We start from the raw sequence: 16429 nt of genomic DNA on the forward strand, positions 1-16429 counted from the left end.
GACGGGAAAAGTGAATAATCTGACGGGATATGTCATCCTGCCGCAAGCGCATCGCGATAGAATCTCTCCATACCCCAGTCCAATGACATGCAGAGGATTTTCCAATGAAATTGATCAGTCAGAATTTTGAGAACGGCGCACCGATGCCGGGCGAGCTGGCATTTGCCGTTCAGGATGCACAAAACCACCTGGCGCTTTCCTCCAACCGTAACCCGCACTTAGCCTGGAGCGACGTACCGGAAAACACCCGTTCGTTTGCGCTGGTTTGTGTGGATCCGCATGTGCCGGGCCGTCCGGACGACGTGAATCAGGAAGGCAAGGTGGTTTCCGCATCATTGCCGCGTATCGATCTGTTCCACTGGCTGCTGGTGGATATTCCTGCTGATACCCGTGAGATTGCCGAAGGCAGCCACAGCGACAGCGTGACGCCAAAAGGTAAACCGGCGTTGCCCGCTGAAGCCGGAATGCGTCATGGCATCAACGGTTATACCGCGTGGTTTGGCGACGACGAAAATATGGGCGGCGATTACTACGGTTACGACGGTGCCTGCCCGCCGTGGAATGATGAAATTGCGCACGACTACGTGTTTACGCTGTATGCACTGGATATTCCTTCACTGGAGTTACAGGATAAATTCTACGGCCCGGATGTGCTGGCCGCTATCGAAGGCCACGTTCTGGCACAGGCCAGCCTGACCGGGACTTACACCTTAAATCCGGACGTGAAGTAATGCCCTCTGGCAGGAGAAACTATGCCCTCTGAAGGTCGCAGCAATGCAGAAAATCTTCTGCCAAACCAACTGCCGGTCATCCACGACCGGCTTTTTTCGCTGGCGCGGCCTTATCTGCAACAGCCGCATCAGGTGTCCAGTTTCCGGTTTTTCGAGCCATCGCTGCTGCGGGTGAATTCCGGGCAACTGACGCTGAGTCAGGAGCACGACGCGCCGGTGAAGCTGGGAAACACGCCGCATCTGATGGTGATTTCGCAACATACGCAGGCGCACGTCAGCAAAACCGTCAGCGCAGAAAGCGGGATTTTCTCGTCGCTGTTTCTCGGGTTTTCGCCTGCGCTGATCGCCGGGTTTTACCGCGATAACGCCCCGCTGCTGTCGCCCCTCACGCCGCTTAACGGCTTTCAGATCGTACCGCTGGACGATGAATTACAGGAAACGCTGGATTATTGTCTGCACGGTCTGAAAAATCCGGCCAGCACGGCGGTGCAGCAAAACCGTCTGACCGGCGTGCTGATCGCACTGGCGGAGCGCGGAATTTTATTCATGCCGCGCGCCGGTGAACCGCTGGGCACCCGGCTGACCACGCTGCTGGCTTCCGCGCCGGAATTTGCCTGGACCGCCGCCAGCGCCAGCCAGCAACTGGCTATGAGTGAAGCCACGCTGCGGCGGCGGCTGGTGGAAGAGCAAATCAGCTTCCGGACATTGTTGCAGGATATCCGCATGCATCACGCCATGACCCTGCTGCAAACCACGCGCTGGAGCCTGTCACAAATCGCCGATGCGTGCGGCTATCGCGCCAGTTCGCGGTTTTCCCTGCGTTTTCGCGAGCGGTTTGGCTGTTCACCTGCTGACATCCGTTAAACAAAGAGCCGTTAATAAAAAGAGTGAATAAAAAAGCCAGTCACCTCAGATGACTGGCTTTCAAGTTTTCCGCTGTTAACGCGTCAGAAAATTATTCAGATTCAGCCGGCGGTTCGTTACCGTTTTTTTTCGGTGCCAGCAGGCCATCGGCGCGGAACATCGCTTTAATGCCGCGCACCGCCTGACGGATGCGATCCTGATTTTCGATTAACGCGAAACGCACATGGGTATCGCCGTAATCACCGAAACCAATGCCCGGCGACACGCAGACTTTCGCATCCGCCAGCAGACGTTTGGCGAATTCCAGCGAGCCTAAGTGGGCATACGCAGGCGGGATTTTCGCCCAGACGTACATCGACGCTTTCGGATTTTCCACCATCCAGCCCGCCTCGTGCAGCCCGCGCACCAGCACGTTTCGGCGCTGACGATATTGTTCGGCAATGTCTTTCACGCATTGCTGGTCGCCTTCCAGCGCCGCAATCGCCGCCACCTGCAACGGGGTAAATGTGCCGTAATCGTGATAACTCTTGATACGCGCCAGCGCGCTGACCAGCTCAGGATTGCCGACCATAAAGCCGATACGCCAGCCCGCCATGTTGTAGCTTTTGGACAGCGTGAAGAATTCCACCGCGATGTCTTTTGCGCCCGGCACCTGCATGATCGACGGCGCTTTCCAGCCGTCATACACGATATCGGCATACGCCAGGTCGTGGATCACCAGTACGTTGTATTGTTTTGCCAGCGCCACCACGCGCTCGAAGAAATCCAGTTCCACGCATTGCGCCGTCGGGTTCGACGGGAAACCGAGGATCATCATTTTCGGTCGCGGAATGGTTTCGCGAATGGCTTTTTCCAGCTCGGCAAAGAAATCCACACCTTCCGCCAGCGGCACGGAGCGCACCTGCGCACCGGCAATCACTGCGCCGTAGATGTGGATCGGATAACTTGGGTTTGGCACCAGAACGGTATCACCGTGATCGAGCGTCGCCAGCATCAGATGCGCCAGCCCTTCTTTCGACCCGATGGTGACGATAGCTTCGCTTTCCGGATCGATTTCAACCTGATAGCGGTCGGCATACCAGCGGGAAATCGCCCGGCGAAGACGCGGAATGCCGCGGGATGTCGAGTAACCGTGCGTGTCTTCACGCTGTGCAACCTGCACCAGCTTTTCCACGATGTGCGGCGGTGTCGGGCCGTCAGGATTCCCCATACTGAAATCGATAATGTCCTCGCCACGGTGGCGTGCAGCCATTTTCAGCTCAGCAGTAATGTTGAAAACATAAGGGGGAAGACGATCAATGCGCGAAAAACGACGGGGTGAACTGGAATCAGCCATAATTTCCTCTGGGATACGTAAGCGCCCGGACCGTCCGAGCGACGCTGGCCGCGTTGCGGCCTTCAACGAACATATCGCAGAGGAAAAAATCTGTCGAGAGATTGAGCAACATTTTTTTAACTAAAGTTTTTAGCTAAGATCTTTAACTAAAGGCGCGTATCGCTGGCAAGCAGCCCCAGCAGCCAGTCATTTTTCCATTCGTCGCCAATGCGGTAGCTGTCACGCAGCCTGCCTTCATACTGAAAACCACATTTCTCCAGCACGCGTCGCGATGCGTCGTTACCTTCCAGCACGTTGGCCTGCAAACGGTGGAATCCGCACTGATCGAAAGCAAAATTTAATACTTCGCGTAATGACTCGACCGCATAGCCTTTGCGCTGATGTTCCGGTGCCAGAATGAAGCCCACTTCGCCCTGCTGATACGGACGCCAGTCGGGGAAAAATCCGGTCAGCCCCACCGCCGCGCCGGTTTCTTTTTCGCGGATCAGCAGGCAGAGCCAGAAATCGCAGTAGCGATCCCAGTTGCCAAGACGCTGCTCAAAACGGCTGTGAACCTGCGCGGGCGTTTCGATATCACCGATAAAACGCATGACTTCCGGCGTCTGGTACAACCGCAAAAAGAACGCCCAGTCGTCAGTCTGGATTGGCTGCATGATAAGCCGCGGCGTTGATAACGAGATCATTTCTGGCTGTTCTCCATTTTTAGATAGCGTTTTGGACCTGAACCGGACCGCATTCCGTCCTTTGGTGGTGAATCTCTGACCTTTTATTTATAATAACGGCTGAATCCATTTGGCACAGATATGTATTACTGTGCAGAGAAATCACCATGCCTCACATGTTTGATATGCTGCTGGCGGTCTTTGACCGTGCGGCGCTGATGCTCATCTGTCTGTTCTTCCTCACGCGTACCCCGCTGTTCCGTAAACTGCTGCACAAAGAAAATGATAATCATACGGCGCTGGAACTGGCGGCGGTCACCGCGATTTTCTCGCTGTTTGCGATTTTCGGCACACTTTCGGGGATAAACGTTGAAGGCTCGCTGATTAACGTGCGGACTATCGCCATTATGTCCGGCGGCATTCTGTTCGGGCCGTGGGTCGGTATTATTACCGGTGTGATTTCGGGTACTCACCGTTTTCTTATCGACATTCACGGGCCGACGTCCATTCCGTGTCTGATCACCAGTATTACCGCCGGTTTTCTTTCTGGCTATATCAATAAAAAAGTCAAAAAAGCGCTGCACTGGAAAGTCGGTATTCTGGCCGGCATGCTGTGCGAAACGCTGACCATGATCCTGATTTTACTGATGGCCCGCCCGTTTTCGCTCGGGCTGGATATCGTGATGAATATCGCCGCGCCGCTGATCCTCGGTGCCAGTTCGATTGGCCTTATCGTGATTCTGGTGCAAAGCGTCGAGGATGAAAAAGAAGTTATTGCTGCCCGGCAGGCGCGGCTCGCGCTGGATATCGCCAATAAAACGCTGCCCTACTTCAGGAATATCAATGCTGAATCGTTAGACAGCATTTGCCGGATTATCCGCGATGATATCGACGCCGATGCCGTCGCCATTACCGATACCAGGAACATTCTTGCGTACGTCGGCACGGGCGCGGAAGAATACAATATCGGCCACGAAGCGCTCAGCGAGATCACCAAGGCTACGCTGGAAAGCGGCCAGATTACCGTCAAAAATAACGACGAGATGCACCGCACACCACAAATTCACTCGCTGATTATTATCCCGCTGTGGGAAAAAGGCGAAGTGACCGGTTCCCTGAAAATCTATTATTGCGACCCGCACCGAATAACCTATTCCCTGAAAGTCATGGCGATCGGGCTGTCGCAAATTATGTCGACGCAGATGGAAGTTTCGCGCACCGAGCAGCTGCGTGAGATGGCGAATAAAGCTGAAATGCGCGCCCTGCAAAGTAAAATTAACCCACATTTTCTGTTTAACGCACTGAATGCCATATCGTCTTCAATTCGCGCCCGCCCTGACGTCGCACGGCAGCTGATCATCAATCTCTCCCGCTATTTGCGCTATAACCTGGAACTGAACGATGAGCTGATTGATCTGCGCAAGGAACTGCATCAGGTGCAGGATTACATCGCCATCGAGCAGGCGCGGTTTGGCAGCAAGCTGACGGTGATTTATGACATTGATGACGATATTTCGGTGAAAATCCCCAGCCTGCTGATCCAGCCGCTGGTGGAGAATGCTATTGTCCACGGGATCCAGAAGTGCAGCGGAAAAGGTGTGGTGGTGATTTCAGTGAAGCATCAGCCTGACGGCGTGAAGGTTTCAGTGAAAGACACCGGCCACGGCATCAATCAGGAAACCATTGACCGCGTTGAGCGCAACGAAATGCCGGGCAATAAAATCGGCCTGCTAAATGTGCATCACCGCGTTTCGCTGTTATACGGCCGGGGGCTGACAATCCGCCGCCTTGAACCGGGGACGGATATTTCATTTTTAATCACCAAGGCCTCTTCCGCAGTGGCAAATGCCCTTGAGAGCAAAATAGCCTGAAGCGGAAGACCCGTGCAGTTACTGTTCGCTAATTATCATTTTTTGAAGCATTTAACCTGCCGCCCGCGTTTCGGGCGAACGCATCGGGGAATATTCCATGAAAGCCATTATCGTCGAAGATGAAATACCGGCTCAGGAAGAACTGAGTTATCTGATTAATACGCACAGCAGCATCAAAATTGAAGCGATATTCGATGACGGGCTGGATGTGCTGAAATATCTGCAAACGAATGAAATCGATGCGATTTTCCTCGATATCAGCATTCCTTCGCTCGACGGTGTGTTGCTGGCGCAAAATATCAGTAAATTTGCGCATAAGCCTTACATTGTCTTTATCACCGCCTACAAAGAACACGCCGCCGAAGCCTTTGAAATCGAAGCGTTTGACTACATTCTCAAGCCGTATCACGAATCCCGCATCGTCACGATGCTGCAAAAACTCGAATCGCATTTTCAGCGTGACAGCCAGGATAAGCAGGAAGCCGCCGCCCCCGCGCCGAGTAACGCGCCGCGCGTCAGCCACAGCATTAATCTCATCAAAGATGAGCGCATTATCGTGACGGACATTAACGATATTTATTACGCAGCTGCGCAGGAAAAGGTGACGCAGGTGTATACCCGCAAAGAAGAATTCACCATGCCGATGAATATCACCGAACTGTGCAACCGCCTGCCGGAGGAGCATTTTTTCCGCTGCCACCGTTCGTATTGCGTGAACTTGTCGAAAATCCGCGAGATTGTGCCGTGGTTTAACAACACCTACATTTTGCGGTTAAGTGATCTGGATTTCGAAGTGCCGGTCAGCCGGAGCAAGGTAAAGGAATTCAGGCAGTTAATGCGGTTCTGATGTTACGGCCTCCCCTTTACAAGGGAGGCCGTAAACATTAAATCGTCAAACCAATCGACTGACGCAGATAGGCACCTGCGCCCAGTAATCCCGGCTGATCGTGGGTGATCAGAAACACCGGAATATCCATCAGGTAATCTTTGAAACGCCCTTTATCTTCGAACGCCGCACGGAAACCGGAGGCTTTGAAAAATTCCAGGAAGCGCGGCACAATCCCGCCTGCGATATACACACCGCCAAACGTCCCCATGTTCAGCGCCAGATTGCCGCCAAAACGCCCCATGATGACGCAGAATAACGACAGCGCACGACGGCAGTCGACGTTTTCGTCTGACAGCGCCAGCTCGGTGACATCTTTAGGTTTGAAGTTTTCCGGTACGCGGTTATCGGATTTCACAATAGCGCGGTACAGATTCACCAGCCCCGGTCCTGACAGAATGCGTTCCGCAGAAACGTGGCCCATTTCGGTGCGCAGCTGTTCCAGAATAATGTCTTCTTCTTCGCTGTTTGGTGCGAAATCAACGTGACCGCCCTCGCCCGGCAAACTCATCCACTGTTTGTTGGCGTGGATCAGATGCGCAACCCCCAGACCGGTACCCGCGCCGTAAATCACCGCCGGTTTGCCGTCCTGCGCTTTTTTGCCACCAAACTGCAGCAAATCCGCTTCTTTGAGCATCGGGATCGCCATGGAAACGGCGGTGAAATCGTTAATCACTTCCAGATGTTTCAACCCGAGGCTTTTCTTCATCTCCGCAATGGAGAAGGCCCAGGTGTGGTTAGTCATCGCAACCCAGTCGCCGGTAATCGGGCAGGCAATCGCGATACATGCATCCTCAACTTCCTGTTGCTGCTGCGAAAGATACTCACGAACCGTGGCTTCGAGGCTGTCATATTCCAGCCCGGAAAAGGTCTTCGACTGAGAAATCTCACCGCTGTCCAAAGCGCAAAGCGCCAGGCGGCAGTTGGTGCCCCCGACATCGCCCACCAGGGAGTATTTGGTCATGTTATTCTCCACAAAAAGTAAATTCGTTATGCTGCGCACCCGCGCAAAAGTTGCTGTGCTAAAGAGTACGCTGCCGGGCGCGCTGATGTAAGCTGCACATCACTTAACGACCGGCGAAAGCCTGCCAGCGGGGCAAAGCTTACAGATTCGTGTGGGCAAAATAGCGGTAATTGCTATACGCTGCAACGCAGTTTTGAACCAACGCACATTTATGCGGCATGTCACACAAAATAATGTCGACCGCCGGTAAACAGACCTTGCTGAGTTTCATCTAAGCTATTAGGGCAAACAAAACTATAAAATAAGGAAATACTTGCATGTTTCATCCCCGCGCCAGACTCATGCTGGCCTTTGCGTTGCCTGCGATCATTATCGGCGTGCTGTCGAGCCTGATTCTGGTCGCCATTATGATGCTTGCCGGTGCGTTACAAACTTTGCTTTGGCAAAACATTCCCGCGGTTTTAAATGTGAATACTCAGTCCGCCAGCTGGACGCTGTTCATGCTGACGCTGACCGGGGTCGGCGTGGGCGCATTAATTAAATATATGCCGGGCCACGCGGGGCCGGATCCGGCGACCGAATCGCTGATTGGCGCGCCGGTTGCAGTCAGTTCACTGACCGGTCTGGCGTTAGCCTTAATGCTCGGGCTGGCCGGGGGCGTCAGTCTCGGTCCTGAATATCCGATTACCGTGATTAACATTGCGCTGGCCGCCGCGTTTGGCGCGCGGTTTATGCCGAAAGTACCGACCACCGACTGGGTGATTCTGGCTGCCGCCGGAACCATCGGCGCGTTGTTTGGTACACCGATTGCCGCCGCGCTGATTTTCTCGCAAACGCTGGGCACCAATAAAGATGTGCCGCTGTGGGACCGGCTTTTCGCGCCGCTGCTCGCCGCGGGTGCGGGGGCGATTACCACCGATCAGTTTTTCCAGCCTGACTTCTCGCTGACCATTCCGGCTTATGACAGCTCACGGCTGATTGATATTTTCAGCGGTTCGGTGGTGGTGTTAATTGCGATTGCGCTGGGGATGCTCGCCGTCTGGCTCTTTCCGCATATGCACCGGTTGTTTAACAGTATCCAGAATCCTGTGCTGCGGCTGGGTCTCGGCGGGTTTGTGCTCGGGCTGCTGGCGCTGATTGGCGGAGAAATCACGCTGTTCAAAGGGCTTGATGAGATGAAGGAGCTGGCGCATTCGAATCAGCTGTTTGAGATGGGGCCGCTGCTGGCGATCACGCTCACCAAGCTGGCGGCGTTAGTGGTCGCGGCGGCCTGCGGTTTTCGTGGCGGGCGTATTTTCCCGGCGGTTTTCGTCGGGGTTTCACTGGGTCTGATGTTGCATCAGTATGCCCCGGATGTGCCGGCAGCGGTCACCGTTTCCTGCGCCGTGATGGGCATGGTTTTAGTGGTCACGCGCGATGGCTGGCTCAGCCTGTTTATGGCTGCCGCTGTGGTACCGGGGCTTAAATTGCTGCCGCTGCTGTGTATCGTGATGTTACCAGCCTGGCTGATGCTGGCCGGTAAACCGATGATGCTGGTGGCGAAACAGTCATTACGCCGTCAGGATCCTGACGCCGGTTAATGGTCTTTCAGGGCGAACTGGGCCGCTGCCAGCGCGTGAATGGCAGTGGTATCGAAAACGGGAACGTCCGCGTCTTCAGCGCCGACCAGCAGGGTGATTTCGGTACAGCCGAAAATAATGCCTTCCACGCCCTGCTGTTCCAGGCTGGCAATAATCCGCCGGTATTCCTCGCGTGAGTCGTCCCGGATAATCCCCAGACAGAGCTCTTCGTAGATGATCCGATGGATGATGTCGCGGTCACCGGCATCCGGCGTCACGACATCAATCTGATGCAGTTCCTGTAAACGTCCGCGGTAAAAATCCTGTTCCATGGTGAAACGCGTGCCCAGCAGGCCAATTTTCTTCAGCCCGTGCGCTTTGATTTTTCCGGCGGTAGCATCGGCAATGTGCAGCAACGGCAGGCCGCCAATCCGCTCAATATCACCGGCCACTTTATGCATCGTATTCGTGCAGACCACAATGACATCAGCCCCGGCGCGCGCCAGCGAGCGGGCCGCGTTGCCAAGAAGTTCGCCCGCCTGGTGCCAGTCACCGGCCATTTGCAGCTTTTCAATCTCGTAGAAATCGACGCTGTAGAGGAACAGTTTGGCCGAGTGTAATCCGCCCAACTGTTGTTTTATGTGTTCGTTAATCATCCGGTAATACGGCACGGTGGATTCCCAGCTCATGCCGCCAATCAGCCCTAACGTTTTCATTTCTGCTTCCCTTTTGTCTGCGTGACAAAACCATAACCGACAAAAAGCCCGCAAACAAAGAAAATGTCTGCGGGCTTTTTCCGGACGAAGGTCAGCGGGAATTAATGCTTCGCCGGGCAATCCTGAACCATTTCGCGGCGCTGCATCCAGCGCTGGCGCAGCGTGTCGTACAGCCAGTTATACGCCACGGTGTACGGCAGGAAGAACAGGAAGAACCCGATTTCCAGCATAAACGCATCGAGCAGGCCGATACCCAGCCACAGCGCGGCAATCGGCAGGCCAATCAGAATGAACCCGCCCTCGAAACCCAGCGCGTGAGCAATACGGATTTTCAGCGTTCGCACCACGCGGGTCACCGGCCAGAATTTGTCGAAGAAGGTGTTGTAAATGATGTTCCACACCATTGCCGTCGTCGACAACATGATAGCCAGCGCGCCCATTTCCCAGATCGGTTTATTCAGCGCCCATGCGGCGACCGGGGCGGAGATCAGGACGGCCAGCGTCTCGAAGCCGACGGCATGAAAGATGCGCTCGCCCAATGTTTTCTGAGATGAATTGCGTGTTTGCTTAGACATAAAAACCTGCCTGATTCCTGATAATTAATGGGTGACGGTTGTCACAGGCGGGCATTATCATCACTAAATAAGATGGATGAAAGATAGTAAGTATCGATAAAATAGATGGATTGAAATCACAGGAGAGTTGTTTATGCGCTATTCACCGGAAGCCCTGACGGCATTTGTAGAGGCGGCCGACGCCGGATCTTTCTCCGCCGCCGCGCGCAAATTGCGCAAAAGCCAGTCGACGGTCAGCATGGCGATTGCCAATCTGGAAGTGGATTTAGGCGTAACGTTGTTTGATCGCCAGAGCCGCCATCCGGTGCTTACGCCCGCCGGACAGCGCGTTCTGAGCCACGTTCAGGCCATTCTGGCCGCCAGCGAGCGCCTTGATGAGCTGGCCGTGCGGTTATCCACGCAGCCAGAAACCCGCCTGACGTTTGTGCTTTCCGATACCTATCAGCCGACCCACCATGAAGCGCTGCTGCGCCGGTTTGAGCAGCGTTATCCGGATATCGAATTTGAATGTCAGATTGCCGAAGATCAGGACGTCATCGAGCTGTTGCAGTCAGGTCGCGCGCATATCGGTATGGTGGAAGCGCAGGCAAGTTATCCGCCGGATATTGGCGCGGCGCGTCTGCCCGAGCAGACGGATATGTCGATTTTTTGCAGCCGTGAACACCCGCTGGCGAAAATGGAGAGCCTGCAACCCGAGCAGTTACACACGTTTCGCGAGCTGTGTTTACAGCCATACAGCCGTCGCGAAATGCCGCGCGCGCAGGGCCAGGTGTGGTCAGCGCCCAGTTATCTGATGCTTTTGGAAATGGCGGAACAGGGATTTGGCTGGGCGACGCTGCCCCACTGGCTGGTGAAACAGTTCGGGCATGACAAACTGATGACGCTGCCGTTGCGCGGCTGGCCGAAAAAGATTTCCGTGGATGCGGTGTGGAGTAAAAATAATCAGCCCGGCCCGGCGGGAAGCTGGTTCATCGACCAGCTGATTGACCCGCCGGAAACGGACGACGATTTATTGCCCTGAGTTACGTTTCGCCAGCGATTTTGTCACCGAGCTTAACAGTTCGGGGATATCCATTTTCGGCAGAACCACTTCAATCCAGGCCATCTGGCGATGCGCACCGGCTTTTTCGATCGCCTCTTTCAGCGCCTGAGGAGAATCGGCCCGCGCGGTGAAAACATCATTGCCGCCAAACGCCGACGGGAACTGCGTCCAGTTCCACTGCGCGATGTCATTGTAGCGCTGCGTTTCGCCGTGGATCGCCCGCTCAACCGTATAACCGTCATTATTAATGACGAAAATCACTGGCGGCAATCCATAGCGGATCGCCGCGCCCAGCCCCTGCAGGGTCAGTTGTGCAGAACCGTCGCCGATGAGCAACACCACGCGGCGCGCGGGAGCCGCAATCTGTACGCCAAACGCGGCGGGCAGCGTGAAACCAATCGAGCCCCACAATGGCTGGACGACAAACTGGCAATCTTCCGGCAGGTTCAGCGCCGCCGCGCCGAAACATGCGGTGCCCTGCTCGGCGACCAGAATATCGCCTGGTTGCAGGAAATCCTGAATCTGCTGCCAGAATTCGTATTGCCCGAAATGTCCTTCGTGCGAGGCAGGCAGCGCCGTGCGTTTCACCGGGTAGGGTTGCCAGCCGGAAGCCAGTTCCGCGGTCAGGCGATGCAGGACGCTGACGGTTTTAGCCATCGGTAACTGGTGGAAAATCTGATCGCCCACGCGGGCAGAAAATGGCTGGAGATCAATGCATTTGCCGTCGGGGAGTTGCTGGGTAAATCCGGCGGTGATCGTGTCGGTAAATTTCACCCCGACGTTAATCACCACATCCGCGCCTTCAATGGCCTCGCGGGTTGACGCCGCGCTGCCTGCGCCGGAATAGGTTCCGGCGAAATTCGTTTGCTGCTCGTTAAACAGCCCTTTGCCCATCAGCAAGGTGGCGTGCGGCAGCGGCACTTCTTCCATCCACTCTTCCAGCGCGGCTTTGACGTCAAAGCGGTCGGCAAGGAAATCTGCCAGCAGCGAAACGCGTCTTGCATCGCGCAACTGAGTTTCAGCGGCGGCAACAAAAGCTTCCAGAGAAGATGGCGAAAATGGCGGCTGACGCGCCGGGAGCGCGTGGGCTCGGGTTGTGACCGGCAACGCAGCGACGTCACTGGGCAGCAAAATATAGCCCGGACGTGAGTGGTAGATCACTTCTTCAATCACGCGGTCGATTTCAGACAGCGCATTTTCCGGCGTCAGCGCGGCTTGCGCGACGCTCACCGGTTGCGACATCCGCATGAAGTGGCCGAAATTGCCGTCGCCCAGCGTGTGGTGCATCAGTTCGCCTTTGCGCTGCGAGGTCAGCGCCGGTGATCCGACAATGTGGATCACCGGAACATATTCGGCAAAGCTGCCCGCAACGCCATTGAGCGCGCTCAGTTCGCCCACGCCAAAGGTCGTCAGGAGCGCGCCGATGCCTTTGGTACGCGCATATCCGTCTGCACCATACGCGGCATTAAGTTCATTAGTGCAGCCGACCCAGGTGATTTGCTGATGATTAATCACGCTGTCGAGGAATTTCAGGTTGTAATCCCCCGGCACGCCAAACAGTTCGGAGATCCCGCTAAATGATAAGCGGTCTAAGAGATAGTCACCTACGGTATAGATATTATCCATGACGATCCTCTGTTAAAAATAGAGTAAACAGTTAATCCCACTAGCCTAAGTATTACTCCAAACAGGGGAATAGGATATTTATTATTCGAAATAGAATGTGGAAACGCAGAGTTACAGCATTGCACTGAGATCACGCAGGCGTCTTTGTTCAGCAGTTACGGTAATAGAAAAAGAATCCGGGATTTAAGCTGCTGCGCCTTTATTCATGCAAACAAGCGCTACGTAAACAGGAAATAAGGATTGTTCCGGATGTGATCTGAATATCTGGAAATGCGTGTGAAAGCGCATACACTAAAAGGGCTTTTTACCTCATTCTTACATGATTCATACAATTTAAAAGAAAGGTCTCTATGCCGTATTTAGCGAGTCCCAATCGTTACGAGAAAATGGAATACCGCCGCTGTGGCCAGAGCGGGCTAAAACTCCCTGTCGTTTCCCTTGGCCTCTGGCACAATTTCGGGGATAACGCTCACTTTGAGAATGGCCGGAAGCTTATCCGCCACGCTTTCGACCACGGGATCACCCACTTTGACCTCGCAAATAACTATGGCCCGCCTCCGGGTTCTGCCGAGCAGCATTTTGGCCGTATTTTGCAGGAAGATTTGCTGCCGTATCGTGACGAGCTGATCATCTCTTCCAAAGCCGGTTACACCATGTGGGACGGCCCTTACGGCGACTGGGGTTCAAAAAAATATCTGGTTGCCAGCCTGAATCAAAGCCTGAAACGCATGGGGCTGGATTACGTGGATGTCTTCTATCATCACCGCCCGGATCCGGACACACCGCTGGAAGAAACCATGGCGGCGCTGGATTTGATCGTGCGTCAGGGCAAAGCGCTGTACGTCGGCTTATCCAATTATCCCGCTGCGCGCGCCAAAGAAGCCTTTGAGATCCTCAAACAGCTCGGTACGCCGTGCCTGATTCACCAGCCGAAATACTCGATGTTTGAACGTTGGGTTGAAGCCGATTTACTCGATACGCTGGCGGATTACGGCGTGGGCTCGATTGCCTTTTCGCCACTGGCGGGCGGCGTGCTGACGGACCGCTATCTGGCGGGCATTCCTGAAGATTCCCGCGCGGCCAGCGACAGTAAATTCCTGACCGCCGAACAGCTGACGGAAGAAAAACTGGCGAAAGTGCGTAAGCTGAATGACATTGCGCAGGCGCGCGGGCAGAAACTTTCCCAGATGGCACTGGCCTGGGTGCTGCGCGGCGATCGCGTGACGTCTGTGCTGATTGGCGCCAGCAAAACCGGGCAAATTGATGATGCGGTTGGCATGATGGCTAACCGTCATTTCAGCCCGGAAGAACTGGCGGCCATCGAAGCGATTTTAGTGTAAACGGTTACCCACCTGCTTAATAAACGCGCCTTTATGGAGTTTCCGTAAGGTTTCCGTTAAGGCGCGTAAATCAATCAAAACAGGATTGTAAGCAATAGAACCCGCCCCCTCTTCCCCTTATAACTGTCAGCATAAATTATAAGGAATCTGGGGCCGTCTATGATTAAGCCAATACTTCTCGGGACATTGCTGTTTGCTTTGCTGCCTGCCGCAGCGCCTGCTGTACAGGCCAGCAACTTTAGTCTCAATACACCCGGTCTTTCCATCAGCATTGGCGACCGTGACCGTCGCGGTTATTACTGGGATGGGTACGACTGGCGCAACCCGAGCTGGTGGAACAGTTACCGTGGTCACAATTATGGTCATCGTGGCCCGCGCGGGGATTACTGGGACGGCTACCGCTGGCGCGATCAGGGCTGGTGGAATCATCGCCATCCACCACGTCGTCCGATGCCGCCGCCGCGTTATTATCATGGCGACCACGGACGTCCGCATTATGACCACGGCCGCGGACCGGATCGCGGTCACGGACACGACCGGGATCACCGCGGCGGGCATGGCGATCATCGCCATTAATTCAGTGAATGACACAAACAAAAACGGGACAGCGCAAACTGTCCCGTTTTTTATGGCCTGAATCTTTCAGCCGGATATTATTTCAGCATACCGATCAGCAGATAAAGGTTGAGGCTGACGACAATCAGCACGATGATGCGCCCCGCCCACTGCACGGTTTTGGTATTCACCATTTCGCCCATCAGGCTGCGGTTACCGGTAAACGCCAGCAGCGGCAGCAACGCCAGTGCAATCCCGAAACTCAGCAGTACCTGGCTCATGACCAGAATTCGCGTGGCATCCAGCCCCATCAGAATCACGATAAAAGACGGCATCATAGTGACCGTACGGCGCACCCACAGCGGAATGTAGAATTTAACAAAGCCCTGCATCACCACCTGACCGGCCAGTGTACCCACCACGGTTGAGGATAAACCGGCAGCGACCAGGCTCAGGCCAAATGTCGTCGCAGCGGCGTGGCCGAGCAGCGGTTGCAGCGTCAGATAAGCTTCATCGAGTTCACTGATCCCGCTGTGTCCGCTGAAATGGAACGCAGCGGCGGCGGTCGCCATCATCGCCAGATTAACGAAACCGGCGATAGTCATCGCGATACCGACATCCAGTTTTGTCGCGGAATAACGCTGCTCTTTCGATGCCTTACCGCCTCGCTGAGTCAGCGAAGAGTGAAGATAAATGACGTGCGGCATGATGGTCGCGCCCAACACACCGGCGGCCAGATAGACGGAATCGCTGGTGGGCAGTGCAGGGATCAGCATGCCTTTGCCCAGCGCCACCATGCTTGGCTGAGAGAAAAACAGCTCGACAATATAGGCGGCGGCCACGAACAGCAACAAACCGGCGATAACCAGTTCCAGCGGTTTTTGCCCGCGTTTTTGCAGACCCAGGATAATAAAGGTGGCAATCCCGGTGAGCACGGCGCCCTGAAGCAGGGTAACCCCGAGAAGTAATTTGAAGCCGATCGCCGCACCGATAAACTCAGCGAGGTCGGTCGCCATCGCGATGATTTCTGCCTGCACCCAGTAAGCCCAGACGGCAGGACGCGGGAAACGGTCACGGATGTGTTCAGCGAGGTTTTTCCCGGTGGCAATACCCAGTTTGGCAGACAAGAGCTGGATCAGCATCGCCATGACATTGGCCCAGACCACCACCCACAGCAACTGATAACCATACGAGGCACCGGCCTGAATGTTAGTCGCAAAGTTGCCCGGATCGATGTAACCGATGGCGGCAATAAACGCCGGTCCCATCAGTGAAAGCTTCATCTTTCTGGCTGCGCGGCCTGTAGATTCGGCCCGGCTGTTCAGCATAGTCAGTTAACCCTTACGATTGTTACGCTTACATAAATCATAGCTAATTGATAATGATTATCAAGTGCATTTAGAATGATCTGAGTAATTACTTTGATAGGCAGTAGCGTAAGCGGCAAAGTGTGAACTGAGTGGTTAATCATTCTGTGAGCTTTCATAAAGACTTACAGAACGCTTTTTCCTAAAACAGACATTTACTGGCCAGATTCAGAACGCATTACGGCACATGATAAAACTAGCACAAGAATGCTAACTGTGCTTAGTTTTATTAACATCTTGATTTTTTGTGTGATAGGCCTCGATTTGTTGCAATTCGTGTCTGTAATTTCTATATTTGCAAGCGACTTCACGTTTTAAATGTACGCGTTACATAA

At 54.4% G+C, this 16429-nt stretch carries 15 protein-coding genes; 8 read left to right on the forward strand and 7 right to left on the reverse strand.

The window, feature by feature from the left end; all coding sequences use genetic code 11:
- Nucleotides 1–104 precede the first annotated feature (104 nt).
- Together J1782_RS22105 and J1782_RS22110 are read left to right on the forward strand one after the other, a co-directional pair.
- Nucleotides 105–731, forward strand: a complete 627-nt coding sequence (locus tag J1782_RS22105) for a YbhB/YbcL family Raf kinase inhibitor-like protein (RefSeq protein WP_165058402.1) — start codon at nucleotides 105–107, stop codon at nucleotides 729–731.
- Nucleotides 732–752: 21 nt separating this feature from the next.
- The gene (locus J1782_RS22110) at nucleotides 753–1595 is read left to right on the forward strand and encodes an AraC family transcriptional regulator (RefSeq protein ID WP_165058404.1); all 843 of its coding nucleotides are present in this window, start codon (nucleotides 753–755) and stop codon (nucleotides 1593–1595) included.
- A 91-nt stretch (nucleotides 1596–1686) separates the two neighbouring features.
- Here J1782_RS22110 and alaC read toward each other — a convergent pair whose 3' ends face one another.
- Together alaC and J1782_RS22120 are read right to left on the reverse strand one after the other, a co-directional pair.
- Nucleotides 1687–2931, reverse strand: a complete 1245-nt coding sequence (gene alaC, locus J1782_RS22115) for an alanine transaminase (RefSeq protein WP_152324487.1) — start codon at nucleotides 2929–2931, stop codon at nucleotides 1687–1689.
- 146 nt (nucleotides 2932–3077) lie between these two features.
- Nucleotides 3078–3614, reverse strand: a complete 537-nt coding sequence (locus J1782_RS22120; protein WP_152324488.1) for a GNAT family N-acetyltransferase — start codon at nucleotides 3612–3614, stop codon at nucleotides 3078–3080.
- Between the two features lie 146 nt (nucleotides 3615–3760).
- Between J1782_RS22120 and J1782_RS22125 the strand changes: the two genes are divergently transcribed.
- Nucleotides 3761–5464, forward strand: a complete 1704-nt coding sequence (locus J1782_RS22125) for a sensor histidine kinase (RefSeq protein WP_152324489.1) — start codon at nucleotides 3761–3763, stop codon at nucleotides 5462–5464.
- A 97-nt stretch (nucleotides 5465–5561) separates the two neighbouring features.
- A complete protein-coding gene (locus J1782_RS22130; protein ID WP_217153911.1) occupies nucleotides 5562–6311 on the forward strand; it encodes a LytTR family DNA-binding domain-containing protein in 750 nt (249 codons plus the stop codon).
- Nucleotides 6312–6348: 37 nt separating this feature from the next.
- Here the strand turns inward: J1782_RS22130 and glk are convergent, their stop codons facing one another.
- Complete coding sequence (gene glk, locus J1782_RS22135; RefSeq protein ID WP_152324491.1) at nucleotides 6349–7314, reverse strand: glucokinase; 966 nt, start codon at nucleotides 7312–7314, stop codon at nucleotides 6349–6351.
- Nucleotides 7315–7631: 317 nt separating this feature from the next.
- Here glk and J1782_RS22140 point away from each other — a divergent pair, with 317 nt between their 5' ends.
- A complete protein-coding gene (locus tag J1782_RS22140; protein WP_217153912.1) occupies nucleotides 7632–8894 on the forward strand; it encodes an ion channel protein in 1263 nt (420 codons plus the stop codon).
- Here J1782_RS22140 and J1782_RS22145 read toward each other — a convergent pair.
- Both J1782_RS22145 and J1782_RS22150 read right to left on the reverse strand, forming a co-directional pair.
- Nucleotides 8891–9589, reverse strand: a complete 699-nt coding sequence (locus tag J1782_RS22145) for an aspartate/glutamate racemase family protein (protein ID WP_217153913.1) — start codon at nucleotides 9587–9589, stop codon at nucleotides 8891–8893. The two genes, J1782_RS22140 and J1782_RS22145, sit on opposite strands and share 4 nt — an antisense overlap.
- A 101-nt stretch (nucleotides 9590–9690) precedes the next feature.
- A complete protein-coding gene (locus J1782_RS22150) occupies nucleotides 9691–10164 on the reverse strand; it encodes a multidrug/biocide efflux PACE transporter (RefSeq protein WP_152324494.1) in 474 nt (157 codons plus the stop codon).
- A 133-nt stretch (nucleotides 10165–10297) separates the two neighbouring features.
- Between J1782_RS22150 and J1782_RS22155 the strand changes: the two genes are divergently transcribed.
- Nucleotides 10298–11185, forward strand: coding sequence for a LysR family transcriptional regulator (locus J1782_RS22155; protein ID WP_217153914.1), 888 nt, complete (start codon nucleotides 10298–10300; stop codon nucleotides 11183–11185).
- On the opposite strand, the gene J1782_RS22160 is transcribed toward J1782_RS22155, so the two are convergent.
- The gene (locus J1782_RS22160) at nucleotides 11174–12832 is read right to left on the reverse strand and encodes an alpha-keto acid decarboxylase family protein (RefSeq protein WP_152324496.1); all 1659 of its coding nucleotides are present in this window, start codon (nucleotides 12830–12832) and stop codon (nucleotides 11174–11176) included. The genes J1782_RS22155 and J1782_RS22160 overlap by 12 nt on opposite strands.
- Nucleotides 12833–13182: 350 nt before the next feature.
- On the opposite strand from J1782_RS22160, the gene mgrA reads away from it, so the two are divergent.
- Nucleotides 13183–14172, forward strand: coding sequence for an L-glyceraldehyde 3-phosphate reductase (gene mgrA / locus J1782_RS22165; protein ID WP_165058418.1), 990 nt, complete (start codon nucleotides 13183–13185; stop codon nucleotides 14170–14172).
- 159 nt (nucleotides 14173–14331) lie between these two features.
- On the forward strand, nucleotides 14332–14748 hold the full coding sequence (locus tag J1782_RS22170) for a DUF2502 domain-containing protein (protein ID WP_152324498.1): 417 nt from the start codon (nucleotides 14332–14334) through the stop codon (nucleotides 14746–14748).
- A gap of 77 nt (nucleotides 14749–14825) precedes the next feature.
- On the opposite strand, the gene J1782_RS22175 is transcribed toward J1782_RS22170, so the two are convergent.
- A complete protein-coding gene (locus J1782_RS22175) occupies nucleotides 14826–16055 on the reverse strand; it encodes an Nramp family divalent metal transporter (RefSeq protein ID WP_152324499.1) in 1230 nt (409 codons plus the stop codon).
- Nucleotides 16056–16429: the final 374 nt, after the last annotated feature.

It is taken from the genome of Rahnella sp. BCC 1045 (assembly GCF_019049615.1).
In the GTDB taxonomy this organism is placed as follows: Bacteria; Pseudomonadota; Gammaproteobacteria; order Enterobacterales; family Enterobacteriaceae; genus Rahnella; species Rahnella contaminans.